Origin of the sequence: Aestuariimicrobium sp. G57 (assembly GCF_050110855.1) — a bacterium.
Lineage (GTDB): Bacteria > Actinomycetota > Actinomycetes > Propionibacteriales > Propionibacteriaceae > Aestuariimicrobium.
Genome location: NZ_JBNINW010000006.1, coordinates 102,917 through 126,413, shown reverse-complemented (window position 1 = coordinate 126,413; position 23,497 = coordinate 102,917). Strand labels below are relative to the sequence as shown.

The following is a 23,497-nucleotide window of genomic DNA, read 5'->3' as shown; positions in this document are numbered from 1 at the left end:
AACTCGCTGAGAACGGCCCACCGCCGCTGCCGGCTTCCGTAGGTTGGACGACGTGACCCCCGCACGCAAGACCCGAGAAGGCATCCGGCTGGCATCCTCCGGCTCCGACGACTCCGCCTGGCGCCGCTGGGGGCCCTACCTGGCCGCACGCCAGTGGGGCACCGTCCGCGAGGACTATTCCGCCGACGGCAACGCCTGGGAATACTTCCCCTTCGAGCACTCCCACCAGCGCGCCTACCGCTGGGGCGAGGACGGCCTTGGCGGGTTGTGTGACCGCCACGGGTTCTTCAACATCGCCATGGCCTGCTGGAACGGGCATGACGACCGGCTCAAGGAACGCCTGTTCGGCCTGACCAACCCGCAGGGCAACCACGGCGAGGACGTCAAGGAGTACTACTGGGCCCTCGACGGCACCCCGACCCATTCGTGGGCCGAATGGCTCTACCGCTACCCACAGGCCGCGTTCGCCTATGACGACCTGGTGCGCACCAACGCCGCACGCGGCCACGACCAGCCCGAATACGAACTCGCCGACACCGGCATCTTCGCCGACAACCGGTTCTTCGACATCACCGTCACCCACGCCAAGGCCACCCCGCACGACGTCTGCCTCGAGTTCCGGGCCACCAACCATGGGCCCGACCCCGCCCCGCTCGACCTGGTGCCGCAGGGGTGGTTCCGCAACACGTGGGCATGGGGACGAGACGCCCGCAAGGCATCGCTGTCGCTGGTGCGCGCCCCCCACACCGAAGGCATGGCCGTCATCGACCTGCACCACGCCTGGCTCGGCCGCTACCGGCTGGCCGCCCAGGGCACGCCCGAGGTGATGTTCTGCGACAACGAGAGCAACGAGGTCGCGCTGTGGGGAACGGACACGAATCCCTCACCCCACCCCAAGGACGCCATCAATGCCGCCATCGTGCGTGGCGACGCGTCCGGGCTGAACCCCGACCTGACCGGCACGAAGGTGGGCTTCAAGTACCACTTCGACGCCATCGCCCCGGGGCAGACGGTGGCGGTGCGGCTGCGGCTGACCCGCTTCGACGAGGATGACCCGGACGATGTGCTGCTGGCGCCGTTCGAGACCTTCGACGACGTGCTGGCCGAGCGCCGCAGCGAGGCCGAGGAGTTCTTCGGCGCGGTCATCCCCGACCATGTCGACGACATCGACCGGCACGTGGCCCGGCGGGCATTCGCCGGCCTGCAGTGGAACAAGCAGCTGTACCGCTACAGCGTGCACGAATGGCTCGAGGGTGACCCGCACGAGCCCGCTCCCCCGCCAGAGCGGCGCCGCGACCAGCCCGAGGGCCGCAACACCCGCTGGGGCAACCTCGACCTGGCCGATGTGCTGGCCATGCCCGACGACTGGGAATACCCCTGGTTCGCGACGTGGGACCACGCCTTCCACTGCGTCGCACTGGCCCACGTCGACCCGCAGTTCGCGAAGAACCAGCTGCTGTTGCTGTGCCGTGAATGGGCCCAGCACCCCGACGGCCAGCTGCCGGCATATGAGTGGAACTTCTCGGACGTGAACCCACCGGTGCACGCGTGGGCCGCGTGGCAGGTCTACCAGGCCGCCGGCGACCACGACACCGAGTTCCTGGTGCGCATCACCACCAAACTGCTGCTCAACTTCGGCTGGTGGGTCAACCGCAAGGACGAAGCGGGCAACAACATCTTCGAGGGCGGGTTCCTCGGCATGGACAACATTTCGCTGTTCGACCGCTCGCAACAGATCCCCGACGGCTGGCGCCTCGAACAGTCCGATGCCACCAGCTGGATCGCCTTCTTCTGCCTTTCGATGCTGCGCATCTCGGAAGAGCTGGCCCGCGACGTGCCCGCCTGGGAAGAGACGGCCACCACCTTCTTCCACCGGTTCCTGTCGATCTGCCAGGCCGTCGAGGCCTTCGGCACCGGCCAGGTGAGCCTGTGGGACGAGGACGATGGCTTCTTCTACGACGAACTCGTCAGCCCCACCGGACAGGTCGAACGGGTCAAGGTGCGCTCGCTGGTCGGGCTGGTGCCCCTGCTGGCGGTCGGCAACTCGCCCGCGTGGATCGAGGACGAGCTGCCCGACCTGCGCCGACGCCGCAATTGGCTCGAGGCGAACCGCCCCGACCTGTTCCGCTACATCACCACCGAACAGAGTGACGACGGCGGCGTGCAGACCCTGTCCCTGGTCGACCGCACCCGGCTGCCGCAGGTGCTCACCCGGCTGTTCGACCCGGGCGAATTCCTGTCCGACCACGGCATCCGGTCACTGTCGGCGGTCTACCGCGAGGGCGCCACGTTCAACCTGCTGGGCCGCGACCTGTCGATCCGCTACACGCCCGGGGTCAGCGAGAATGCCATGTTCGGCGGCAATTCCAACTGGCGTGGGCCGATCTGGTTCCCGCTGAACAGCCTGCTCGTGGACGCCCTCGCGGAGCGCGGCGAAGGGGTGGGCGCGGCGCTGACCTGGGAGTTTCCCACCGGCTCGGGACGCCACCTCACCCTCACCGAGATCTCTGACGAGATCGCCGCACGCCTGGTCGCCCTGTTCCGGCCGGGACCGGACGGCAGCGCACCGGGCACCCCTCGTGACCACCCGCGCCACCCACTGTGGTCGGCCCACCCGACGTTCAGCGAGTACTTCGACGGCGACACCGGTGAGGGCCTGGGCGGCTCGCACCAGACCGGTTGGACGGCCATGGTGGCCCACCTCATCTGCCGCCGCCCGTCCCAGTCCGCAGCCGACTCGAATGCACACGTCCACGAGCCCTCACCCCACCAGACCACACCGCAAGGAGCAGAACATGACCACGTATGACACCTTCGCCTCCATCGCCGGGCACACGTTCATCGTCACCGGCGGCAACACCGGCATCGGTGCAGAGATCTGCCGGTTCGTGGGGCGCAACGAGGGCAACGTCGTGATCGACTGGGTCGACCGCGAGGAGAACAACCAGCCCTTGATCGACGAGATCACCGCCGCCGGTGGCCGGGCCGTCGCGGTGCGGGCCGACGTCACGAAGGTCGATGAGCTGCAGTCGCTGGTCGATGCCGCGGTCGAGCACTTCGGGCGCCTGGACGTCATGGTGAACAATGCGGGCCTCGAGACGCGCAAGTCGCTGCTCGATTCCGATGAGCGCGACTTCGACCTGACGATGAACGTCAACCTCAAGGGCGCCTACTTCGGCACCCAACTGGCGGCGCGGCAGTTCATCAAGCAGGCACAGGCCGGCGGCGTCCCGGGCGGGTTGGTGGTCAACATGAGCTCGGTGCACGAGGACTGGCCCATGCCCGGCAACCACGCCTATTGCGTCAGCAAGGGCGGCATGCGCATGCTGACCCGAAATGCGGCGGTCGAACTGGCGCCGCACCGCATCCGGGTGGTGGGCATCGCACCCGGCGCAGTCGCCACGCCGATGAACACCGAGTCGCTGGGTTGGGAAGAAGCCGAGCGCGCGCTCAAGAAGGAAATCCCCCTTGAGCGCGTCGCCACGCCCGGCGAGATCGCTGCCCTGGTGATGTTCCTGGCCAGCAGCGGCGGCACCTACATCACCGCCACCACGCTGACCGTCGACGGTGGCATCACCCAGGAGTCCAGCGGTCTGTGAACTACAGCCGGCCCGCACCCATTTCGGACAGGATGTGGTCGGCCTGGCGCATGGCCAGGGCGACGATCGTCAGCGTCGGGTTGGCCGAGGCGCCGGTGGTCATCACCGACCCGTCGCTGATGAACAGGTTCTCGACGTCGTGGGTGCGTCCGTAGCTGTTGACCACGCCGTCTTCTGGCCGCGCACTCATGCGGTTGGTGCCGAGGTTGTGCGTCGACGGGTAGGGCGGGGTGCGGAACGTCCACAGGGCCCCGACCGCGGAGTACAGGTCTTCGGCGGTCTTCCAGGCGTGCTCGCGCATGGCGATGTCGTTGGGGTGGTCGTCGAAGTGCACGTTCGGCACCGGCAGGCCGTGCTGGTCGAGCACGTCGGTGTTGAGCGTGACCCGGTTGGTCTCCTGCGGCATGTCCTCGCCGACGATCCACATGCCGGCCAGGTTGTCATAGGCATCCATCTTGCGGGTGAAGTCCGGCCCCCAGTAGCCCGGGTCGAGGAATGCGCCCATGAACGGCACGCCCAGCGACAGGGTCTCCATGTAGTAGCCGCCGACGAACCCACGGTTCGGGTCGTTGATGGCGTTGTCGGCGATGATGCCGGCCATCGTCTCGCCGCGGTACATGTGCACGGGCTTGTCGAACGCGGCGTAGGCCGACGCGGTGAGGTGGCGCATGTAGTTCTTGCCCACCTGGCCCGAGGAGTTCGCCAGGCCGTCGGGGTGCAGCGACGATGCGCTCATCAGCAGCAGGCGCGGTGATTCGATCGAGTTGCCGGCCAGGGCCACCACCCGGGCTGCCTGCTTGTGCAGCGCCCCCGACGCGTCGAGGTATTCGACACCGTCGACCTTGCCCGCCGCATCGTGGGTGATGCGCACCGCCTGGCATTCGGGACGCAGGTCGAGGTTGCCGGTTTCGAGCGCCCGCGGGATCTCGCGGACGGCGGTCGACCACTTCGCCCCGGACTTGTCACCCTGGAAGTTGAAGCCGTCCTGCACCGAGGCCGGGCGCCCGTCATAGGGCTCGGCATTGGTGGCATAGGGGCCGGTGGCGTAGTACTTCAGCCCGATCGCCTCGGCACCCGCCGCGAAGACCTTGTAGTTGTTGTTGGCCGGCAGCGGCGGGCGACCATGCCGGTGGGTCGAGCCCATCGCGACCTCGGCCTTGTCGTACCAAGGGGCCAGGTCGTCGGTGCCGATGGGCCAGTCGAGCAGCGTGGTGCCATCGAGCTTGCCGTAGGTGGTCGCGGCCTTCCACTCATGGTTCATGAACCGCGGGGTCGCACCCGACCAGTGGGTCGTCGACCCGCCGACGGCCTTGACGATCCAGGCGGGCAGGTTCGGAAAGTTCTTCGCCACCCGCCATGAGCCGCTGGTGGTGCGCATGTCGAGCCACGCCATCTGCCCGAAGGCGCGCCACTCGTCGTTCTCGTAGTCGTCGCGGGTCAGGTGCGGGCCTGCCTCGAGGACGACGCACTTCACACCCTTCGTGGTCAGTTCATGGGCCAGCGTGCCGCCACCGGCACCCGAGCCGATGATGACGACAACCGGATCCTTCTCATCAATGGTGGCCATGGGTCAGCTCCGTCCTGCCAGCGGCACGTTCTCGGTGCGCGGCTCGCCGTCGAACTCGGTGATGCGGGGGTCGGGCAGCCAGTCGAGGTCGTTGAACCCGCGGTTGATGTAGCCGCCCTTGTCGTACGAGGCGCCCTCGTAGCCGAGCAGGGCCCAGACCTCGTGGTCGTCGTACAGGGTGTTGATCGCCACTGAATGCACCGCCAGCAGGAACTCGTCGTCGAACCCCAAGCCGGCGATGAGCTCGGCCGCGGCTGCCTCGTCGGCCTCGAGGAACGAACCGCCCGCCTGCCCGTCAAGCGCCCCGAGGCCGACCGCGAGGTCGGTCTGGGCGCCGTCGCGCACCTTTTCGGCGGTGCGCTGGTAGGGCCCGTCCGGGAACTGCGCGTGCGGGTACATCACCCGCAGCAGTCGTGTCAGGGTCGCCAGCTGGGCCTCGTCCAGTGGTTCTGGTTGCGCTGGTTCGACCTGTTCCTGGTCGACCTGCAGTTCGTCAGGTTCAAGTGCTGTTTCGGTCTCGCCACTCACTGCGCTGCTCCTTTGCTGCATTCGGCGGCCCACGCCGGTGTGGGTTGTTGCCACCGTAGGCCAAGGGTTCGCCGGCGCAGGGAGGGTGCTTCTCACCCAGTGATAATCACCGTGACGAATCACACAATTCTTGCCCCGAGAACTGTGGGCCCGTTCAGTTGCCCTGGCGCAGCAGCGCACCCACCCGTGACGAGACGGCGCGCAGCGTTGATTCGAGGACGCGCTCACGCCCGTTCAGCCGTCCGGCCTGTGCCGAGACCGCGACGGCACCCAGCAGGCGGGAGTCTCCCGCCCGCACGGGCACGGCGGCGCAGTCCCAGCCGGGGATGAACTCCCCGAACTCCCAGGCGATGCCGCGCCGTGCCACTGCGGCAAGCTCGGCCCCAAGGGCGCTGCGTTCGGTCAGCGTGCGCGCCGTCAACGCCACCATGGTGTGGCGTTCCAAGTAGTCACCGCGAAAATCGGGGTCGAGGTCGGCCAGCAGCAGCTTGCCGAAGGCGGTGGCATGTGGGGCCTCGTGAAAGCCGAACCGCAGCGGGCTCAGGCGGGGGCAGTCGGGTGAGTCGACGACGTGCACGATCACCATCTCGCCACCGCGCAGGATGGCCAGGTAGGCCGCGAAACCGGTCGCCTCGTGCAGGCGTGCGATCTCGCTGGTGACCGGGCGCGACAGCCCCACCTGGCGGTGCAGCGACATGCCCAGCAGGTGCAGCTTGTGGCCCAGCTCGAACCGGCCGGCCTGCGCATGCAACAGGTACCCGGCCCCGACAAGCTCTTTTGCGATGCGATAGACGGTGGGCAGGGGCAGGTCGAGCGCATCAGCCAGTTCTCGGGCGCTGGCCCCGTTGCGGTCGGCGGCCACCTCGAGAATGCCCAGGGCCCGCTCGACCGGGCCGCTGCGCCCCGTGCGGCCGTCGTCCTCGAAGCGCTCGGCCTCGTCCACGAAACCCGGTGACGACGATGTCATGAGCCGATGTTAGTTGGCCCGCGGCGCCGGGTGCGGGGATTGACGAGTCGTGGAATTCATGGTGACGATGGGCACGCAGAAGGTTCACCCAGCAGGCGGAACCCGCCACGAAAGGACTCACCGCATGTATTCCATCGTCGTCAAGTTCAAGAGCAAGCCCGAGTTCACCGAGAGCTGGCCCGAGATCGTCCGGCCGTTCACCGAGGCGACGCGCGCCGAGCCCGGCAACCTGTTCTTCGAGTGGTCGCGCAGCGTCGAGGAGCCCGACACCTGGGTGCTGATCGAGGCCTTCACCGACGAGGGCGCCGGACCGCACGTGAACTCGGACCACTTCAAGGCAGGTCTCGATGCGATGCGCCCGTGCATCGTCGAGACCCCGAAGATCATCAGCCGCCAGGTCGAGGGCAACGGCTGGGACGAGATGGGCGAACTGAAGATCTGAGCCCGCGGGTTCAGGACACGACTTCAGGACACGACAAAAACCAGCGTTCCGGCCACCCAGAGTGCCGGAACGCTGGTTTGTGTGCTCAACTCAGAGAGCGGCAGCCTTCGAGGCCACGGCCGACTTGCGGTTGGCGGCCTGGTTGGCGTGGATGACGCCCTTCGAAGCAGCCTTGTCGAGGGCCTTGGTGGCGACCTTGGCCAGCTCGGCAGCCTTCTCGTTCTCGCCGGCGGCGACGGCCTCACGGAAGTTGCGGATGTGGGTACGCAGCGCCGACTTCACGGCCTTGTTGCGCTGGCGCGACTTCTCGTTGGTCTTGATGCGCTTCATCTGCGACTTGATGTTTGCCATGGGGCGTTGCTCTCCAAACTCAGGGGTTCTCTGGGTGTTGCGCGCCGCATCACAGTCATGACAGGCGCGACACACGACTTTATCAGTGGGCAGCGGCAGGCCCAAATCCGGCGTGGGATGATGGGCTCATGCTTGAGCAGCCACAGATCACCATCGTCGACGCGCAGCCCACCGCCGTGGTCAAGGACACCGTCGCGATGGCGCAGATCCGGGAATTCTACGACCGTGCCTTCCCGGCAGCGGTCCAGGCGGCCACCCGCCAACAGGTGGGCATCATCGCAGCGTTCGGCCTGTACCTGAGCACGCCCGCCGAGACCGTCGACCTCGAGGTCGGCTTCATCACCGATGGGCAGATCACTGCCGAGGACGACGTCGTGCCCAGTGAACTGCCCGCCGGCGACGTCGTCCGGGCCGTGCATGTCGGCGGCTACGAGGGGTTGGGCGAGAGTTGGCGCGAGCTCTACGCCTGGGTGGTCGAGCAGGGACGACAGGTCGGACCCATGATGTGGGAGGTCTACGAGACCGAGCCGGGCCCCGATGTCGACCCGGCGACGATGCGCACGGTGTTGTACTGGCCGCTGGTCTGAGACCTAGCCGGACGCACGCGCAGCCGCCAGCCGGCCCAGCAACTGCTCGAGGGCGTATTCAGGGTCGTGCTGGGCGCCCTTGACCGCGGCATCGGCGATGGCCGCGGCCCGGATGCCGGCGGCGATCGCCGCGGGGCTCCAGGCGCGTGACTGCTGGGCGATCTGCTTGATCTTGAACGGCGGCACGCCGATCTGGCGGGCGAGTTCCGCCTCGGGCAGCCGGCTGCCGCGCAGGTCGTGGTAGCGGCCCAGCCCACGCAGCGAGTTCGCGATCGCTGAGGTGAGCAGCACCGGGGCGACACCGGTGTCGAGGGCCCAGCGCAGCTTGAGCAGCGCCTCGCCGGTGCGACCGGCCATGATGTCGTCGGCCACGTTGAAGCTCGAGATGGTGTTGCGGCCGGCGAAGTAGCGGTGGATCAGTGGGGTGGTCGCGCGTGGTTCAGGCAGGTCGGCGGCGAGTTGGTCGACGGCAGCCGCCAGCGCACGGGCGTCCTCGCCCACCGCCTCGACCAGCGCCTCGACCGCACCCTGTTCGAACGCCAGGCCGGCGCGCTTGGCCTCGCCCTTGACGAAGTCGGGCAGCTTCCAGGCCTTGATCGCCGCGGCCTCGACGATGGTGACCTTGGCCTTCTTGAGTTTGTCGACCAGTCCCTTGCCCTTCACCCCACCGGGGTGGACGAGCACCAGCGCGAGTGTCTCGGGCGGGTTCTGGGCCGTGGCGGCGACCAGGTCGAACAGCCCCTGGTCGAGGTTCGAGACATCCTCGAGCACCACCACGGATGAGGTCGCGAACAACGAGCCGCCGGTGAGCTCGGTGAAACTGCCGGCATCGAGGGTGGCGGCGTCGACGGTGTTGACCTCGACCTGCGGGTCGTCACGCCGCGCGGCGGCGATGCGCGCCTGCACGGCACGTTCGGCCAGCAGCGACTCCGGGCCCTGGACGAGCAGGGCGGTACCCAACACCTGATTGCTCACGGGGCCAGTCTGCCAGCGGGCACTGACAATTCGCTCCCCCGGCAGACGCAGGGCCCGTCCCGGGCTGAGGATGGGCCCATGACGACCTATTCACGCACCAAGGAGTTCGAGGGCGCTTCCTTCGACCGGGCCAGCTTCCGGGGTGCCACGATCCGCTTCAGTGACGTCAGCGGCGTCACGATGCGTGGCGTCGACCTCGACGGTCTCGACGTCGACAGCCACGACCTGTTCTTCGGCAAGCTGATCGTCAACGGGGTCGATGTGGTGCCGTACGTCGACGCCGAACTGAACCGGATGTTCCCGGGACGCGAACTGCAGAAGGCCGAGACCCCTGAGGGTCTGCGCGAGGGCTGGGTGGCCGTGCAGCAGGCCTGGGCCACGACGGTGGCCGACACCCCAGCGGAGTTGCGCGATGCACACGTGCCCGACGAGTGGTCGCTCGCCCAGACGCTGCGCCACCTCATCCTGGCCACCGACACGTGGCTGCGCGGGGCGATCCGGGGCATCGACCAGCCATTCCACGAGATCGGCCAGATCTTCACCGGCGCCGCCGAGGGCGGTTTCGACATGACGATCTTCCGCGACGACGCACCGGCCTGGGATGAGGTGCTGGCGGTGCGGGCCGAACGACAGGCGATGGTCACCGAGTTCCTGGCGTCGGTCACCCCCGAGCAGTTGGCCGAGGAACGCGAGGACCCGTGGGGCGGTGATTGGAACCCCTCGGTCGGTGACTGCATCCGGGTGATCCTCGAAGAGGAATGGGCGCACCTGCGCTACATCCGGCGTGACCTGGCATTGCTCGCGTCGTCCTGACCCCGGTCTACGACGAACCGACCCGCGCCGACCTGACCTGCAGCCGGTCGCCCTGCACCCAGACGATGAACGACTCCCCCGCATCGGTGCGAAGCACACGCATCGACAACGACTCCGCCAACTTCAGCGCTGCGGGGGCCGGGTGCCCGAATGTGTTGCGTTCACCCGCGGAGGCCACGGCGACCTTCGCCCCCGTCGCCGCCCAGAATTCGCGTTGCTGACGGCTCGACCCATGATGCGGCATCTTGATCACGTCGGCGCGCAGGTCGGGTGAGGTCGACATCACCACCTGTTGTGCGAGGGGCTCGACGTCGCCCGGCAGCAGCACCCGCGTCTTGCCCACCCGGGCCAGCAACACGATCGACGAATCGTTCTCGGCAGAGCTCTCCCCCGCCGCAGTGCCGCCTGACCCAGCCGGGGCCCCGGCGTGGACGACCCGGAGGTGCACGGTGCCGACCTCGACCACGAGGCCCGCGGCTGCCGCACGCATCGGCACCTGCTCTCGAGCTGCCAGCGCCACGACCTGCTGGTGGGCGAACGCCGGTTCGAGCAGCGGGTTGTGCAGGATCATCCCCGCCCGACGGTTGCCCAGCACCCCGGCCAGCCCGCCGATGTGGTCGGCATGGTTGTGGGTCAGCACCACGGCCACCAGCTCACGCACCCCGAGACTCGCCAGGCAGGAGTTCACCGGCCCCGCCTCGGGCCCCACGTCGACCAGCACCGCCCGCCCGCTGCCGGCATTCAGCACCGTCGCATCACCCTGCCCGACCGCGCAGAACGCCACCGCCCAGTCCCCTGGCCAGCCCGCCGGCGGCGGCTGGCGCAGCATCGCCGCCACCATCACCAGCGCCATCGCGACGGCCACCCAGCGGCGTGCCAGCACCCAACCCATCACCAGCCCGGCGACCAGCATCAGCGCCGTCAGCACCACCAGCGCCCAGGGCCCGGGTGGCCAGGTCCAGGTTGCCGCGGGCAGTCCGGCACCGGCGTGGGCCACCAGGATCACCGGTTGCACGCACCAGCCCGCCAGCCAGCCGAACGCCGCCGAGACGACCGGCACCACCAACGACGCCACTGCCGCACACAACCCCAGCACCGTCGTCGGGCCAACGAACGGGCCCACCAGCACGTTCGCCAACAGGCCGCTCGTCGAGATCGTGCCTGACAGCGCCGTCACGAGCGGTTGGGTGGCCAGCTGCGCCGCCAACGGTACGGCGAGCGATTCGGCCAACCAGCCGGGCATCCAGCGGGTCAGCCGCTGGCGCCACGGTGGGCCCCACCACAGGATGCCCGCCGAGGCGCTCGCCGACAGCGCGAACCCCCACGACCTCGCCAGCCAGGGGTCGATGACCACCAGCGCCACGATCGCCACGCACAGGTGCCGCAACCCGCGTCTTCGGTCGGCCCCGGCCCCCACGGCCGCCAACCCGACGACGCCCATGGCCGAGGCTCGCAGCACGCTGGGTTCTGAGCGGCACACCACCCCGAACACCACCACCCCGACCACCGCGATCAGGTGCAGCCAGCGACCCCGCACCCCTATCGCGCGCGAGGCGACGAGCATGGTCGCCAACAGCATTGTCAGGTTGGTGCCGCTGACCGCCGTCAGGTGCGTGAGCCCGGTGGCCTGGAACGCCTCTTTGGTCTGCGGCAGCACCCCGGACGTGTCGCCCACCACCAGCGACGGCACCAGGCCCGCCTGTTCTGCCGGTGACCAGCGCATCGACGCCACCAGCCCCGCTCGCACCCGGTTCACCTGCCGCGACCACCACGACGGGGCCGCCACCACCCGGGGTGCCGTGCTGAGCCGCAGTTCCACCGCTTCGGGGCTTCCGGGGTCAGGTGCGCGCGCCAGGGCCTCAACGCGCAGCGTCGTGCCGGCGGGGACGACCGTGAGCGAGTGCATGAGCCGCTGGCTCGCCGACAGTTGCACCGGTTGGCGCACCCGCCACCGCTGCCCGCGCGACTCGGCCCAGACCGTGTGCGCGGTGACGACCGCGCGCTCCCGGCCCGGTTGCCCGACCACCCGTACGTCGGTGGTGAGCACGACCTCGGCCAGCACGAGCGCGCCGTCGACGCCGGCATGGGCGAGTGGCGAGGCCTGTACGGCGCCGACACGCAACAGGGAGACGCCGAGTACCGTGGCCACAACCAGGCCGAGCGCCGCGAGGTGCCAGTACCGACGGGCCATCGCCAAACCGGCGGCCACGATGGCGCAGCCCATTGCGACCAGCACCCACCGCCCAGACGCGGTCAGCGCCCACCAGCCCGCCAACCATGCGCCGGCCGCCAGCGGCACCAGACGCAGGTCGATGGGTTCTGGTTCAGGCTGCACCGATTCAGACCGTGACATGCGGCTTGAGTCGCTCGAACGTCTTTGTGCCGATGCCGTCAACCTCTTGCAGTTCCTCGATCCGGTTGAACCTACCGTGCTCGTCACGCCAGGCGAGGATCTTCTGCGCGGTGGCCGGACCCACCCCCGGCAGCGTCTCGAGTTGCGCCTGGGTGGCTGTGTTCAGGTTGATCAACCCCTGCCCGCCGCTGCCGGTGGCACCGGGCTGGTCGGCGGGCTGCTCGCCCGACGTCGTTGATGTCGCCCCGGGGCTGTCGGCGACCACCACCTGCATGCCATCGCTGACCGGCGCGGCCAGGTTCAGTGCGCCCAGGTGCGCCTGCGGGGTCAGCCCACCGGCCGCCGCGATCGCGTCATGCACCCGCGCGCCCTGCGGCACCTGCACCACCCCCGGTCGGCGCACCGCGCCCAGCACATGCACCTGCAGCAACGCGGCCGCTGACGGTGCGGGGCTCGCGTCGGCCGATCCCGTCGACCCCGGCCCTGACGACGCGCTGCCCGGGGTGCCGATCGCCGGTTCGAGCGCCAGCGGCACCTCGCTGGGCCTGGCCCGCAGCAGCTGCACGCTGGTGAACACCAGCGCGACCACCACCAGGATCGCGATCGCCTGCAGGTGGGCCCGGGTGAACTGCTGCGCGCGCTGCACCAGCCCGGTGGGTGGGCCAGCATCGGCGTCCTCAGTGGGTTCGGGCCGCTCGGGCGGCTCGGGGGCAGACTCGGCAGACGCCGACGACGCCGACGCAGGCTGCGGGGGCTCGGGCAGCGCCCGCCGTGGACCGTGCCGCGGCAGTGGTTGCCCGGCCAGCACGGTCCGCAGCCGTTCGCCATGCTCGTTCTCGACTCGCATGCCCCGGTTATGCGGGCCTCACGTCGTCCAGCACGAAACGGACAACACCCTGTGGACAACCCCCGGGGATACGCCCGGCCTCACTTCGGGACGATGCTCACCATCTTCGGCAGCCGGCAGATCACCTTGGCGACCTCACGGCCATCCAGCGAGCGCTGCACCCCGGCATCGGCCAGCGCCAGCTCAGTCGCCTGGGCCTCGGAAATGTCCGGCGAGACCTCGAGCTTGGCGCGCACCTTGCCCTGCACCTGCACCACCATCGTCACGTGGTCGACCACCAGCAGCGACGGGTCGGCGTCCGGCCACGCGCTCTGCGCCACCGACGGCGGCAGGCCCAGGGCCTCCCACATCTCTTCGGCGACATAGGGCGCCACCAGCGAGAGTGCCTGCGTGACGAACTCCGCCGCCTCACGCACCGCCGGGTCAGCGCCACCCGCACCCGAATCGATGGTGCGGCGGGTCGCATTGACCAGTTCCATCACGCGGGCGACGACGACGTTGAAGCGCTGCGACTCGACCAGTTCGGTGATCTCGGCGATCGCCCTGTGGGTGGCCTGGCGCAGGGCCCGGTCGCCACCGGCAGCCGGCGTACCGGCAGGGCTCGTCACATCACCGGCCAGCCGGTAGGCCCGCTGCAGGAACTTCAGCGTCGATCCCGGTGAGACGTCGGCCCAGTCGATGTCCTCGTCGGGCGGGCCCGCAAAGATCACCGTCGTGCGCACGGCGTCGACACCGAACTCGTCGATCTGCTGGCCCAGGTCGACCCCATTGCCCAGCGACTTGCTCATCGCCTTGCCCTGGTTGATCACCTGGCCCTGGTTCATCAGCCGCAGCATGGGCTCATCGAAGTCGACCATGCCCATGTCGCGCAGCACCTTGTTGAAGAACCGGGCGTACAGCAGGTGCATGGTGGCATGCTCGACGCCACCGACGTACTGGGCCACTGGCATCCACTTCTTGACGGCTTCGACGTCGAACGGGCCGTCGGTGTACTGCGGCGAGGCGTAGCGGTAGAAGTACCACGACGAGTCGACGAACGTGTCCATGGTGTCGGTGTCCCGCACGGCCGGGCCACCACACTGCGGGCAGTCCACGTTCTTCCAGGCGTCGTTGGCCGCGAGCGGCGAGACGCCCTTGGGGGCCAGCTGCTCACCGCGCATGTCGTCGGGCAGCCGCACCGGCAGCTGGTCGTCGGGCACGGCGACCTCACCGCAGTCCGGGCAGTGGATGATCGGGATCGGGCAGCCCCAGAACCGCTGCCGGCTGATCAGCCAGTCGCGCAGCCGGTAGGTGATGGCCGCCTGGCCGAGCTTGTCGGCCTCGAGCTGGGCGTTGATCCGGTCGATGGCCTCGGCCTTGGTGGCCAACCCGTCGAGCAGTCCCGAGTTCACGTAGTCACCGTCCCCGGCGGTCGCCACCCCGGTCTCGGCCGGGTCGCCCTCGCCGGTGTCGATGACCATGCGCACGGGCAGGTCATAGGTGCGGGCGAAGTCCAGGTCACGCTGGTCGTGCGCGGGCACGGCCATGATCGCACCGGTGCCGTAGTCGGCCAGCACGTAGTCGGCGGCCCATACCGGCACCTGTTCGCCGTTGACCGGGTTGGTCGCGTGCACGCCCAGGAACACGCCGGTCTTGACGTGCTCGGTCGACTGCCGCTCGATTTCGGTCTGCTTCTTGACCTGTTCGAGGTATTCCTCAAAGGCCGGACGCTGCGCATCGCTGACGATTTCGTCAGCAAGAGCGGCGTCCGGGGCCACGACCATGAACGTCGCACCGAACAGCGTGTCGGGGCGGGTGGTGAACACGGTCACCGGCTCGTCGCGGCCCTCGACCTGGAACTTCACGTGCGCGCCCTGGGAGCGGCCGATCCAGTTGCGCTGCATGGCCAGCACACGCTCGGGCCAGCCGCCCTCGAGCTGGTCCATGTCGTCGAGCAGCTGCTGGGCATAGTCGGTGATCTTGAAGTACCACTGGTTCAGCTGGCGCTTGGTCACCACGGTGCCGCACCGCTCGCAGCGGCCGTCCTTGACCTGTTCGTTGGCCAGCACCGTCATGTCCTGGGGGCACCAGTTGACGTAGGAGTCCTTGCGGTAGGCCAGGCCCTTCTCGAAGAAGCGCAGGAACAGCCACTGCGTCCAGCGGTAGTACTCGACGTCAGAGGTGTGCAGGCGGTGTGACCAGTCGAACCCGATGCCGTAGCGGCGGAATGACGCCGCCTGGGTCTCGATGTTCTTGTAGGTCCATTCGGCGGGGTGGGCGTTGTTGCGGATGGCGGCATTCTCGGCGGGCAGCCCGAACGAGTCCCAGCCGACCGGGTGCAGGACGTTGTAGCCCTTCATCTTCCAGTAGCGACCCACGACATCGCCGATGGCCCATGCCTCGGCGTGGCCCATGTGCAGGTCGCCCGAGGGGTAGGCGAACATGTCGAGCAGGTAGCGGCGTTCGCGGGACTCGTCGTCGAGCACCGCGAAGGTGCGGTGCTCGTCCCAGTACTTCGCCCACTTCTGCTGGGCCGCGACAGCGTCGTACCCGCTGCGCTCAGCCTCGTGCTCGGCCACGTGTCCTCATCCTCCGAACGCCCCGGGCGCCGCGCCCGGGATTCCGAGGCCCTACGCTACCGCGCCGCCCTGTGGGCGGACCAATGCTGACGACGCCGCGCCGCGACTCAGCCCGTCATCACCTGCGCCCACAGCTTGGGTTCCACTGCCTCGCGGTGCACCTGCTGCAGCAGGTGCAGCATCGAATAGTCCTTGTCGAGCGACTCGGCACGCGCGAGCGCGCACGCCATCAGCGCGCCGTTGCCATTGAGCCATGCCGCCGCGGCGAGCAGGCACAGCGGGGCCACCGCCAGCCGATCGGGGCAGCGCACCACCACCTGCCGCCACAGTGCGACATGCTCGTGGGCACGCGCCATGCCCATCTCGAGCCATGCCTCGTCGCGCGGTGGCACGTCCTGCACGAGCCAGGCCAGCTCGCACGCCACGTCGACCCCCACTTCGGCATGGTCGAGGTGGTCGCCCAGGATCCCGGCGACCCGACGCACCCGGTCCTCGTCCGACAGCCGTTCGACCCTGCCGGCGGCGTCGGCGTAGACGCCCAGCATCGTGGCCTGCTCCGACAACGACGGGCCCTCGACCGAACGTTCCAGCTCTGCCCGGGACGCAAACGCCGCCGACCCGGCCAGGATCGCCTGGGCCACGACAGACGTGGCCTCGTCGCATGCATTGCCCTCGGGTGGGCAGCAGGGTGCCGAGCAGGCCCGCGACCACCAGCGCTGCCCGTCGGTGTGCACCGAGTCGATGATGTCCTCGGCGTCGAAGCACTGTTCGAGCACCGCCAGTGCCTCGTCGCCCCGGTCGCGGTCGTCACCGAACGTCGCCAGGAACACCCGGGGCCGCTCGTAGCGGGCCGTGATGGCCGCCACGCTCGCATGCACCATCCCCGGTGAGTCGAACATCCAGTAGTCGAAGCGCAGCGAGACCTCGACTGTCTTGGGCGTGCAGATCAGCAGCACCGCAGAATCCCACGGGTGGAAGCCGAACATGTAGGGCACCAGCGAGAGCATCTCGGTGGCGCTGCGGGCGGTGATGCGGGTTGAACCTGTCATGCCCCGGTTATGTGGCGAAATCCACGAATGTGTCGCTTTTCCACAGGACGAATTCTTGCGCGGCTGGCTGTCCACAGGCGGCCCGTTCAGCCCGGGGGCTGGACGGCGCCCCGAGTATCATGGCCACACCATGACTCAGCAACCACCGCCGCAAGGGCCCTGGCGCCCGCCCGCCTCACCGCAGGGCCAGCCGTGGAGCCCGTCCGCGCCCTCGCAGTGGCCCAACGCCGGCCAGCCCCAGCACGGCAATGGCCAGTGGCAGGACCCGCGCTCGACCTGGGCCCCACAGCAGCCCGGCACCCAGCCCCTGCAGCAGGAATACCAGTCCGTCTCGATCAACGACTACCAGTTGCCCAAGTCGAATGCGAAGTGGTGGCTCGCCGGGGTTTCGGCCGTGGTCATTGCCGGTCTCGTGGCCGCAGCCGTCATCACCTCGCGCCCTGAACAACCGCCGATCACGACCTCGTCCACGCCGACCCCCAGCGTGACCCAGGGCCCGTCCGTGCAGGTCACCGGCAACGCCGTGGCATTCGTCTCGAGCTATGACAATGCAGAGGGTTTCTGGGAGATCCTCGACCAGAAATGGACCGACCGGGGCCTGGAGCTGATCCTCAAGATCACCGTCACCAAGGGCAATTTCCGGTACTCGTTGTTCTGCCTCGACAACAAGACCACCGACGATTTCGACCCCGTCGAGATCTCGGATGCGAACGCGCTGCCGTTCTCGACGCTGGGTGCCGGTGAGACCGCGAGCGGGTTGGTCGTCTTCGAGAAGGACCGCGGCGACACGATGGTCTACCTGGCCACCGGATTCGGCCGCCAGATCTCAGCACTGCCGGCGAAGGGCTGAGCCCCCCGCCGGCAGCGGTGCTGGTCGTGACCGAGCGTCACGAACGGTAGACGATGACCTTGTCGCCCTCACGGGTCTGGTCATAAAGCCAGGCGATGCCAGCCTTGTCGCGCACGTTCACGCACCCGTGGGACGCGCCGTTGTAGCCGCGGGCGGCGAAGTCCGCCGAGTAGTGCACTGCCTGTCCACCCGAGAAGAACATCGCCCACGGCATCGGGGTGTTGTAGATCGTCGAGACGTGGTGGCGCGACTTCCAGTACAGCGTGAACGAGCCCTCACGTGTCGGGGTCAGCTCTGACCCGAACCGCACGGCCAGCGTCTGCTTCACCGAGCCGTCGACCACCCAGCGCAGCTGGTTCGTGGACTTGTCGATGCAGATCGCCCGACCGGTCAGGCAGCGCGGGTCGACCTTGCCGGCATTCTGCTTCGGCGGCTTGTTGGTCAGCTCTTCCGCCGTCGGCTTGTGGGTCATGTCATACAGGCGGTCGAGGGTGCGCTGGTCGACCTCACCGGTCACCGGGATGGCCCGCTTGGCCTGGAACCCCTTGACCCCGTCGACCGTGGCCTGGCCATAGGTGCCATCAACCAGCTGGCTGTACCAGTCGATCTGCTTCAGCCGGGCCTGCAGGTCACGCACCTTGTCGCCGGTGCTGCCCTGCTTCATCAGCGCGGGGCCGGGCTTGAGCACGTTGTACATCTGGTCGTGGGTCGGCATCTTCGTCATGCCCACCAGCACGTCCCAGGTCTTCTGGTCAACCTTGCCGGTGCTCGGCAGGCCACGCTTGCCCTGGAACCCCTGGACGGCCGCCTCGGTGGCCTGGCCGTAATCGGGGGTGATCAGCCCGTCGTACCAGTCGAGCTGCGCCAGCCGGTGCTGCAGTTCACGCACCTTGTCACCGGTCGACCCGCGGGCCAGCAGTGGCTTCTCGGTCGCGGACGGCGGTTCGGACGGGGTCGCCGGCGGCGCGTCCGTCGGCGAGGGCGTGTCGGTGGGCTGCGCGGTCGGCTGCCCCGTCGGTTCGCCGGTCGGCTGGTCGCTCGTCGTCGGCGGGGGCTGCGGGGTCTGCTGCACCCGGGTCTGGGTCGGCATGCCAGCGCTCGGTGAGTCGACCACACCGGCGCAGCCGGACAGCGCCAGGGTGATCGACGCGGCGAGTGCGGCCAGTGCGGCACCCTTCCGCATCCGCGAGGGGATGGCGTTGAACATGATTCCTCCAGGGGGAAGTCGCAGGAAACCGATCACAGACTAGGCGCTCGGTGTGTTGTCACTCCATCTACGCCCCCCAACAACGTCTGGTTGCATCCAAATCGTGACGCAACACTCAACCACCGATGCAGAGTCCACCATCGCTGGTCCCCCAACACCGATCCATCCGACCGGGGTCGTGCCGTCCGACCCCGCCGTCACACTGCGGTCGCGTCCGGCGCCACCACAGTCTGCATTCCAGCAGTCGGCGGCGTCCAACAGCCCTGGTGGGGCTCACGATGGTGCACATGGACCAGTCAGCACCCGCACCAGCGCCCCTGCCCCGACCGATCGCCGCCACCGTGGGCCCCCGACCCGGGTTGCGCATCGGGGACGCCGAGCGCGACCACATGTGTGAGGTGCTCGGCGCCCACTACGCCGCCGGACGACTCAGCCTGGCCGAGCTCGGCGAACGCACAGACCTCGCCGTCAAGGCGACCACCGCCGCCGACCTGCACCAGCTCGCCCGCGACCTGCCAGCGCTGGCACCAGCCAGTGCGACCGTCCCCAACGCCATCGTCCCCAACACCATCGTCCCCAACACCATCGTCCCCCACACCATGGTCCACGTGCAGCCCGCCCCCGTGCCCACTGCCCTGTCGGTGGCCGCGCAGTCACTGTTCGGCCTTGTCAGCATCGCCGCAGCCGCCTGCACGATGCTGCTGTTGCTCGGCACCATGAGCATGCGCTACGGCGAGTTCGTCTGGTTGGCGGCGTTCGGCGCGGCGGTGGCGAGCAGCGGGTTCACGTGGTTCGTCAGTGCCCACGCCCACCGCTCGCGCCTGGTCAACCCTGCCCAAGCGCCCGTGCGATGACGTCGAGCAGTCGCCCCCGCAGCACCTCGGCCCTCGCGGCGAACCCGCGCTGCATCGCGACATAGGTCGCCTTGCCCGCCGGGGTTTCGACCGGCACCGGCTCGTAGCCCCACCCGGACAGGTCATAGGCGCTGGCCCGCATGTCGAGCTCGCGCACCTCACGCGCCAGCTCATAGGTGTCGAGCAGCAGCTCCGAGGGGGTCAGCGGCAACAGTTTGCCCGCGAACTTGTACAGGTCCATGTTCACGTGCAGGCAGCCGCCCTGGTCGGTCTCGACCTGGTCGTCGCGGCTGAGTTGCCGCTGGTTCATCGGCGCGGCCTCGTCGGTGAAGAAGCGGAACGCGTCGTAGTGGGTGCACCGCAGACCGTTCGCGTCCACGATCTCGCGGGTGCGTGCGACGCTGAACCGCAGCGGCACCCCGGCGTGGCGGGCCTCGTGCTGGTCGAGCCCGTAGACCATGGCCCACTCGTGCATGCCGAAGCAGCCGAACTGCGCGGGTCTGCGCGTCGTGGCCCCCAGCAGGCGCTGTGTGAAGTCCAGTGTCGTGCCGCGCGCCGCGACGAATGCCTCGGCATCGACACCGACCACGGCGCGTCCGGCCACCTCGGTGCGGGTGTACCAGCGGCGATCGGCAAGGTCATCCGCGTCCTCGAGTTCGACGCCGACACCCGGGTGCCATTCGAGCAACTGCCCCGGTCGCAGCCGGTAGTAGTCGAACATGAAGTCCTCGACCGGGTGCTTGTCACCGTGAGTGCGTCGTTCGATGACGTCGGCCAGCAGCCGCTGCGCCCGCTGTGCGTGCGCGTCGCGCTGCTCGCGCCACTGCTGGCCCGACAGCGTGGACGACGCGGGCCCGGTCACTTGTCCAGCACCGGGACGTCCCAGGTCTCGTGCCGCGACGACAGCACCCCCGACAGGGCAACGATGACCAGGCCGCTGATAGGCAGCACGAGCAGGCCCCAGCGGATGGCTGACGCATCGGCGATGAGTCCGACCAGCGGCGGTGAGGCAAGGAAGCCGATGCGCAGTGTCAGCGAGACCACCGTCAGCGCGGTGCCGGGCTTGAACCCGGGCATCGAGTCGGCGGCCTCGAAGATCGACGGCACGACGGTGGCGACGCCGTAGCCGGCGCACGCGTAGCCGAGGATGGTCGTCCACGGCGAGGGGAACACGATCATGATCGCGGTGCCGAGCACCAGCAGCACCCCACCCAGCCTGGCCATGGTGCGTTGGCCGAGCCGGTTCACCAGCCAGTCGCCGGTGATGCGGCCCAGGAAGTGCGAACCCATCGCCGCGACATAACCCGTGGCGGCCAGACCACCGGTGACGCCGAGTTCGGTCGACATGTACAGGGTGGCCCACGAGCCGGCGTTGTCCTCTTCAATTGCCCCGGCGATGGCCAGGATCGACAGCATCGCCAGCACCAGGTAGGGGTGGCGGACTCGGCCGTTGCCATGGGTGTGGGCCTCGTGCGGCGTGGCCTCGGTGGGTTCGGGCCCGGGCAGCATCAGCCGGTGGCCGACCGTCGTCACCGCCAGGATCAGCACGGCCACGATCGCCAGGTGGGCGACCCGGTGCAGGCCCACGCTGATCGCACCAGCCGCCAGCGCGCCTCCGATCAGTGCGCCGACCGACCACATGGCGTGGTAGCTGTTGATGATGCTGCGACCCATCAGCTTCTGCACGCGCAGGGCATGGTGGTTCTGGGCGACATCAGTGATCGAGTCGGCGCAGCCGGCAAGAAAGATCGCGGCGATGAACAGCGGCAGGCTGTTGGCGGCCGCCGCGGCCAGGATCGCGGCCATCGAGACAACCATGCCGACCCAGGCCAACAGCCTCGACCCGAACTGGCGGATCAGCACACCGGCCGCGGCACCGGCGGCCAGCGCCCCCGCCGGGAACGCCGCGATGGCCAGCCCGAACACGGCATTGGTCATGCCCAGCTCGGCCTTCACCTCGGGCAGCCGCGGCACCAGACTCGCGTAGGCCGCGCCGTTGCTCAGAAAGATCAGGCCCACGCCGAGGCGTGCCAGTTGCAGGCGGCGGATATCGGGCACAGACATGCAGCATTCCCTGGAGTGAGGTGGCGGTCGGCCACGATTCCCGGGCCGCAGCCATTGTGTCACCAGCGACCACGATCGACCCAACCACCTCGGGCCATCGCGCTCGACGGGGTACGGGCCAGCTGGCTCGATGATTCTGACAAGGCTTCGCTGGGGCAGCTGGGTGCAGCAGCGGGCGGCTCAGCTGGCGGTGTGAGCCGGCCGGTTCACCGCCGTGCGCAACATCAGGAACAACAGCACCATGCCGACGGTCACCAGGATGTGGCCCAGCCCGGCGATGCCAGCGATCATGGCGTTCGACTCGCGCCCGAGCACCGTCAGGCTGCCGTGCACGATGAGCATGCCCGAGGTGACGACGACCCCAGCGTTGTAGAGCCAGAAGAACCAGCCGAACAGGTTGCTGTGCGAGAGGGTGAAGACCTTCTCGAGCAGCAGCACGACCAGCAGGACGATGAACCCGAGGGCCAGCAGGTGGGTGTGGGCCAGGCCCAACTGGGTGAACTGGCCCTCGGGCCAGTTGTTCAGTTTGGTGAACTCGCGGTAGAACAGCCCCGAAAGCACCCCGACGACCATGTAGGCGAACGATGCGTACAAGAGTCTCTTCATGCCCACCAGCCTCGCCGCCGGGGCCCTGGGTGGCCAGCGAGTTTTGTCCATCCTTCGGAGGAGCCCCGGCTGCAGCCCGCGCGCCCAGTACCGCCACAATGGAAGCGCGTCTACCAGGGAAGGACTGCGCTGATGCCACAACCACGGGGGGTGACCATCCGTGACGTCGCCCAGCTCGCCGGGGTCTCGAAATCCCTGGTCTCGCTCGTGCTGCGCGGTGACCCCCGGGTCAGCGAGGAGCGTCGCGCGGCCGTCCTGACCGCCATGGCTGAACTCGACTACCGACCCAACCACGCCGCCCGCTCGCTGTCGACCGCACGCTCCGGCGTGGTGGGGATCCTGATTGAAGACCTGCGCAACCCCTGGTTCGTCGACCTGCTCGAGGGGCTCACCTCGACACTGCGGGCCGCCGAACTCACCCCGGTCCTCACCGATGCGACCACTGTCCGGGCGGCCGGCGGCGATGCGGTGGCATCGCTCACTGCACTCGGCGTGGACGGCATCGTCGTGGTCGGCTCCACGGACGAGGAGGAGCCCTTGCGCGCGGCAGCCACAACCACCCCCATCGTGCTCGCCGGCACCCGACGGCCCCACCTGCCGTTCGCCGACATCGCCGCCGACAACGACACAGGCGGCGGCAGGCAGGCCACAGAGCACCTGATCGGCCTGGGCCACCAACGGATCGCCCACCTCATGGGCCCGGGAGAAGTGGGTCAGGCCCGCCTGACCGGCTACCGCGAGGCGCTCGTCGAGGCGGGACTCAGCGACCGGGAGCTCGTGGTGACCAGCGGCGCCAGCGAGGATGGTGGCTACACGGCCACCCGCGAGCTGTTGGCCCTCGCCGACCGGCCGACCGCGATCTTCGCCTACAACGACGCCGCGGCCATCGGCGCGCTGTCGGCCGCCGACGACCTCGGGATTGCAGTGCCCGATGAACTCTCGGTGGTGGGCTTCGACAACACCCGCCTCGCCAGGATCCGGCGCATCTCGCTGACCTCGGTCGACAACGGCAACTATGCAGTCGGGGTGCGGGCCGGGGAGTTCCTCGCCGATCGCATTGCATCCCCACAAGCACAGGCGCGGCAGTTCGAGGGCCCCACGTCCCTGGTGGTCCGTGGGACCAGCGGCCGGGTGCCGCACGTCTAGCCACCCAAGTCAGATCTTTGTTTGACATATGTACAGACATATGCCACGCTTGTTTGGACCGGTCCACTGCATCGCCGAGATGGGCCGCCAGGTCGGCACCAGCCCGACACACGACAAGTTCACAGCACAACACA

General features: G+C 68.8%; 21 protein-coding genes. 8 read left to right on the top strand and 13 right to left on the bottom strand.

Features of this window, described 5'->3' with window-relative positions; genetic code table 11:
- The first annotated feature begins 52 nt into the window (after nucleotides 1–52).
- Both ACQCX5_RS13350 and ACQCX5_RS13345 read left to right on the top strand, forming a co-directional pair.
- Nucleotides 53–2,809, top strand: a complete 2,757-nt coding sequence (locus ACQCX5_RS13350; RefSeq protein ID WP_434542530.1) for an MGH1-like glycoside hydrolase domain-containing protein — start codon at nucleotides 53–55, stop codon at nucleotides 2,807–2,809.
- Entirely contained in the window at nucleotides 2,796–3,599 is an 804-nt protein-coding gene (locus ACQCX5_RS13345; protein ID WP_434542529.1) for an SDR family NAD(P)-dependent oxidoreductase, read from the top strand. Before ACQCX5_RS13350 ends, ACQCX5_RS13345 begins: the two co-directional genes overlap by 14 nt.
- A gap of 1 nt (nucleotide 3,600) precedes the next feature.
- On the opposite strand, the gene ACQCX5_RS13340 is transcribed toward ACQCX5_RS13345, so the two are convergent.
- The 3 genes from ACQCX5_RS13340 to ACQCX5_RS13330 form a co-directional block, all read right to left on the bottom strand.
- Nucleotides 3,601–5,166 carry a GMC family oxidoreductase gene (locus ACQCX5_RS13340; RefSeq protein ID WP_434542528.1) on the bottom strand — a complete coding sequence of 522 codons (1,566 nt, stop codon included), beginning with the start codon at nucleotides 5,164–5,166 and terminating at the stop codon, nucleotides 3,601–3,603.
- Between the two features lie 3 nt (nucleotides 5,167–5,169).
- On the bottom strand, nucleotides 5,170–5,694 hold the full coding sequence (locus ACQCX5_RS13335; protein ID WP_434542527.1) for a hypothetical protein: 525 nt from the start codon (nucleotides 5,692–5,694) through the stop codon (nucleotides 5,170–5,172).
- A gap of 154 nt (nucleotides 5,695–5,848) precedes the next feature.
- Nucleotides 5,849–6,661 (bottom strand): IclR family transcriptional regulator, encoded by an 813-nt coding sequence (locus tag ACQCX5_RS13330; RefSeq protein WP_434542526.1) that lies wholly within the window; start codon nucleotides 6,659–6,661, stop codon nucleotides 5,849–5,851.
- Nucleotides 6,662–6,785: 124 nt separating this feature from the next.
- On the opposite strand from ACQCX5_RS13330, the gene ACQCX5_RS13325 reads away from it, so the two are divergent.
- Entirely contained in the window at nucleotides 6,786–7,103 is a 318-nt protein-coding gene (locus tag ACQCX5_RS13325) for a putative quinol monooxygenase (RefSeq protein ID WP_434542525.1), read from the top strand.
- Nucleotides 7,104–7,193: 90 nt separating this feature from the next.
- On the opposite strand, the gene rpsT is transcribed toward ACQCX5_RS13325, so the two are convergent.
- Nucleotides 7,194–7,454 carry a 30S ribosomal protein S20 gene (rpsT, locus tag ACQCX5_RS13320; RefSeq protein ID WP_434542524.1) on the bottom strand — a complete coding sequence of 87 codons (261 nt, stop codon included), beginning with the start codon at nucleotides 7,452–7,454 and terminating at the stop codon, nucleotides 7,194–7,196.
- A gap of 128 nt (nucleotides 7,455–7,582) precedes the next feature.
- Between rpsT and ACQCX5_RS13315 the strand changes: the two genes are divergently transcribed.
- Nucleotides 7,583–8,041, top strand: coding sequence for a GyrI-like domain-containing protein (locus tag ACQCX5_RS13315; RefSeq protein WP_434542523.1), 459 nt, complete (start codon nucleotides 7,583–7,585; stop codon nucleotides 8,039–8,041).
- Between the two features lie 3 nt (nucleotides 8,042–8,044).
- Here ACQCX5_RS13315 and holA read toward each other — a convergent pair whose 3' ends face one another.
- Nucleotides 8,045–9,016: a DNA polymerase III subunit delta gene (holA, locus tag ACQCX5_RS13310; protein ID WP_434542522.1), complete on the bottom strand. Its 972-nt coding sequence runs from the start codon at nucleotides 9,014–9,016 to the stop codon at nucleotides 8,045–8,047.
- A 78-nt stretch (nucleotides 9,017–9,094) separates the two neighbouring features.
- Between holA and ACQCX5_RS13305 the strand changes: the two genes are divergently transcribed.
- Nucleotides 9,095–9,829: a DinB family protein gene (locus ACQCX5_RS13305; RefSeq protein ID WP_434542521.1), complete on the top strand. Its 735-nt coding sequence runs from the start codon at nucleotides 9,095–9,097 to the stop codon at nucleotides 9,827–9,829.
- Between the two features lie 7 nt (nucleotides 9,830–9,836).
- Here the strand turns inward: ACQCX5_RS13305 and ACQCX5_RS13300 are convergent, their stop codons facing one another.
- From ACQCX5_RS13300 to ACQCX5_RS13285, 4 genes are all read right to left on the bottom strand, one after another.
- Complete coding sequence (locus ACQCX5_RS13300; RefSeq protein WP_434542520.1) at nucleotides 9,837–12,182, bottom strand: ComEC/Rec2 family competence protein; 2,346 nt, start codon at nucleotides 12,180–12,182, stop codon at nucleotides 9,837–9,839.
- Entirely contained in the window at nucleotides 12,169–13,029 is an 861-nt protein-coding gene (locus tag ACQCX5_RS13295; RefSeq protein ID WP_434542519.1) for a helix-hairpin-helix domain-containing protein, read from the bottom strand. The genes ACQCX5_RS13300 and ACQCX5_RS13295 overlap by 14 nt, the downstream gene beginning before the upstream one ends.
- A gap of 80 nt (nucleotides 13,030–13,109) precedes the next feature.
- Entirely contained in the window at nucleotides 13,110–15,587 is a 2,478-nt protein-coding gene (gene leuS / locus ACQCX5_RS13290; protein WP_434542518.1) for a leucine--tRNA ligase, read from the bottom strand.
- Between the two features lie 107 nt (nucleotides 15,588–15,694).
- Complete coding sequence (locus ACQCX5_RS13285) at nucleotides 15,695–16,636, bottom strand: DUF4192 domain-containing protein (protein ID WP_434542517.1); 942 nt, start codon at nucleotides 16,634–16,636, stop codon at nucleotides 15,695–15,697.
- Between the two features lie 130 nt (nucleotides 16,637–16,766).
- On the opposite strand from ACQCX5_RS13285, the gene ACQCX5_RS13280 reads away from it, so the two are divergent.
- Entirely contained in the window at nucleotides 16,767–17,486 is a 720-nt protein-coding gene (locus tag ACQCX5_RS13280) for a hypothetical protein (protein ID WP_434542516.1), read from the top strand.
- 37 nt (nucleotides 17,487–17,523) lie between these two features.
- On the opposite strand, the gene ACQCX5_RS13275 is transcribed toward ACQCX5_RS13280, so the two are convergent.
- Entirely contained in the window at nucleotides 17,524–18,693 is a 1,170-nt protein-coding gene (locus ACQCX5_RS13275) for a peptidoglycan-binding protein (protein WP_434542515.1), read from the bottom strand.
- Between the two features lie 287 nt (nucleotides 18,694–18,980).
- Here ACQCX5_RS13275 and ACQCX5_RS13270 point away from each other — a divergent pair, with 287 nt between their 5' ends.
- Nucleotides 18,981–19,547, top strand: coding sequence for a DUF1707 SHOCT-like domain-containing protein (locus ACQCX5_RS13270; protein ID WP_434542514.1), 567 nt, complete (start codon nucleotides 18,981–18,983; stop codon nucleotides 19,545–19,547).
- Here the strand turns inward: ACQCX5_RS13270 and ACQCX5_RS13265 are convergent.
- The 3 genes from ACQCX5_RS13265 to ACQCX5_RS13255 form a co-directional block, all read right to left on the bottom strand.
- Complete coding sequence (locus ACQCX5_RS13265; RefSeq protein WP_434542513.1) at nucleotides 19,519–20,409, bottom strand: 3-methyladenine DNA glycosylase; 891 nt, start codon at nucleotides 20,407–20,409, stop codon at nucleotides 19,519–19,521. The two genes, ACQCX5_RS13270 and ACQCX5_RS13265, sit on opposite strands and share 29 nt — an antisense overlap.
- The gene (locus ACQCX5_RS13260; RefSeq protein ID WP_434542512.1) at nucleotides 20,406–21,611 is read right to left on the bottom strand and encodes an MFS transporter; all 1,206 of its coding nucleotides are present in this window, start codon (nucleotides 21,609–21,611) and stop codon (nucleotides 20,406–20,408) included. Before ACQCX5_RS13260 ends, ACQCX5_RS13265 begins: the two co-directional genes overlap by 4 nt.
- Nucleotides 21,612–21,791: 180 nt before the next feature.
- Nucleotides 21,792–22,217: a DUF2871 domain-containing protein gene (locus tag ACQCX5_RS13255; RefSeq protein ID WP_434542511.1), complete on the bottom strand. Its 426-nt coding sequence runs from the start codon at nucleotides 22,215–22,217 to the stop codon at nucleotides 21,792–21,794.
- Between the two features lie 132 nt (nucleotides 22,218–22,349).
- Between ACQCX5_RS13255 and ACQCX5_RS13250 the strand changes: the two genes are divergently transcribed.
- On the top strand, nucleotides 22,350–23,363 hold the full coding sequence (locus tag ACQCX5_RS13250; protein WP_434542510.1) for a LacI family DNA-binding transcriptional regulator: 1,014 nt from the start codon (nucleotides 22,350–22,352) through the stop codon (nucleotides 23,361–23,363).
- Nucleotides 23,364–23,497 lie beyond the last annotated feature (134 nt).

Excerpts from the sequence above, each read along its gene's own strand:
- ACQCX5_RS13250 (WP_434542510.1), top strand. The coding sequence starts at position 22,350 with ATGCCACAACCACGGGGGGTGACCATCCGTGACGTCGCCCAGCTCGCC.
- ACQCX5_RS13330 (WP_434542526.1), bottom strand. The coding sequence starts at position 6,661 with ATGACATCGTCGTCACCGGGTTTCGTGGACGAGGCCGAGCGCTTCGAG.
- ACQCX5_RS13340 (WP_434542528.1), bottom strand. The coding sequence starts at position 5,166 with ATGGCCACCATTGATGAGAAGGATCCGGTTGTCGTCATCATCGGCTCG.
- ACQCX5_RS13285 (WP_434542517.1), bottom strand. The coding sequence starts at position 16,636 with ATGACAGGTTCAACCCGCATCACCGCCCGCAGCGCCACCGAGATGCTC.
- ACQCX5_RS13295 (WP_434542519.1), bottom strand. The coding sequence starts at position 13,029 with ATGCGAGTCGAGAACGAGCATGGCGAACGGCTGCGGACCGTGCTGGCC.
- ACQCX5_RS13345 (WP_434542529.1), top strand. The coding sequence starts at position 2,796 with ATGACCACGTATGACACCTTCGCCTCCATCGCCGGGCACACGTTCATC.
- ACQCX5_RS13260 (WP_434542512.1), bottom strand. The coding sequence starts at position 21,611 with ATGTCTGTGCCCGATATCCGCCGCCTGCAACTGGCACGCCTCGGCGTG.
- ACQCX5_RS13325 (WP_434542525.1), top strand. The coding sequence starts at position 6,786 with ATGTATTCCATCGTCGTCAAGTTCAAGAGCAAGCCCGAGTTCACCGAG.
- ACQCX5_RS13305 (WP_434542521.1), top strand. The coding sequence starts at position 9,095 with ATGACGACCTATTCACGCACCAAGGAGTTCGAGGGCGCTTCCTTCGAC.
- ACQCX5_RS13255 (WP_434542511.1), bottom strand. The coding sequence starts at position 22,217 with ATGAAGAGACTCTTGTACGCATCGTTCGCCTACATGGTCGTCGGGGTG.
- ACQCX5_RS13280 (WP_434542516.1), top strand. The coding sequence starts at position 16,767 with ATGACTCAGCAACCACCGCCGCAAGGGCCCTGGCGCCCGCCCGCCTCA.
- ACQCX5_RS13300 (WP_434542520.1), bottom strand. The coding sequence starts at position 12,182 with ATGTCACGGTCTGAATCGGTGCAGCCTGAACCAGAACCCATCGACCTG.
- ACQCX5_RS13275 (WP_434542515.1), bottom strand. The coding sequence starts at position 18,693 with ATGTTCAACGCCATCCCCTCGCGGATGCGGAAGGGTGCCGCACTGGCC.
- ACQCX5_RS13270 (WP_434542514.1), top strand. The coding sequence starts at position 18,981 with ATGGACCAGTCAGCACCCGCACCAGCGCCCCTGCCCCGACCGATCGCC.
- ACQCX5_RS13315 (WP_434542523.1), top strand. The coding sequence starts at position 7,583 with ATGCTTGAGCAGCCACAGATCACCATCGTCGACGCGCAGCCCACCGCC.
- rpsT (WP_434542524.1), bottom strand. The coding sequence starts at position 7,454 with ATGGCAAACATCAAGTCGCAGATGAAGCGCATCAAGACCAACGAGAAG.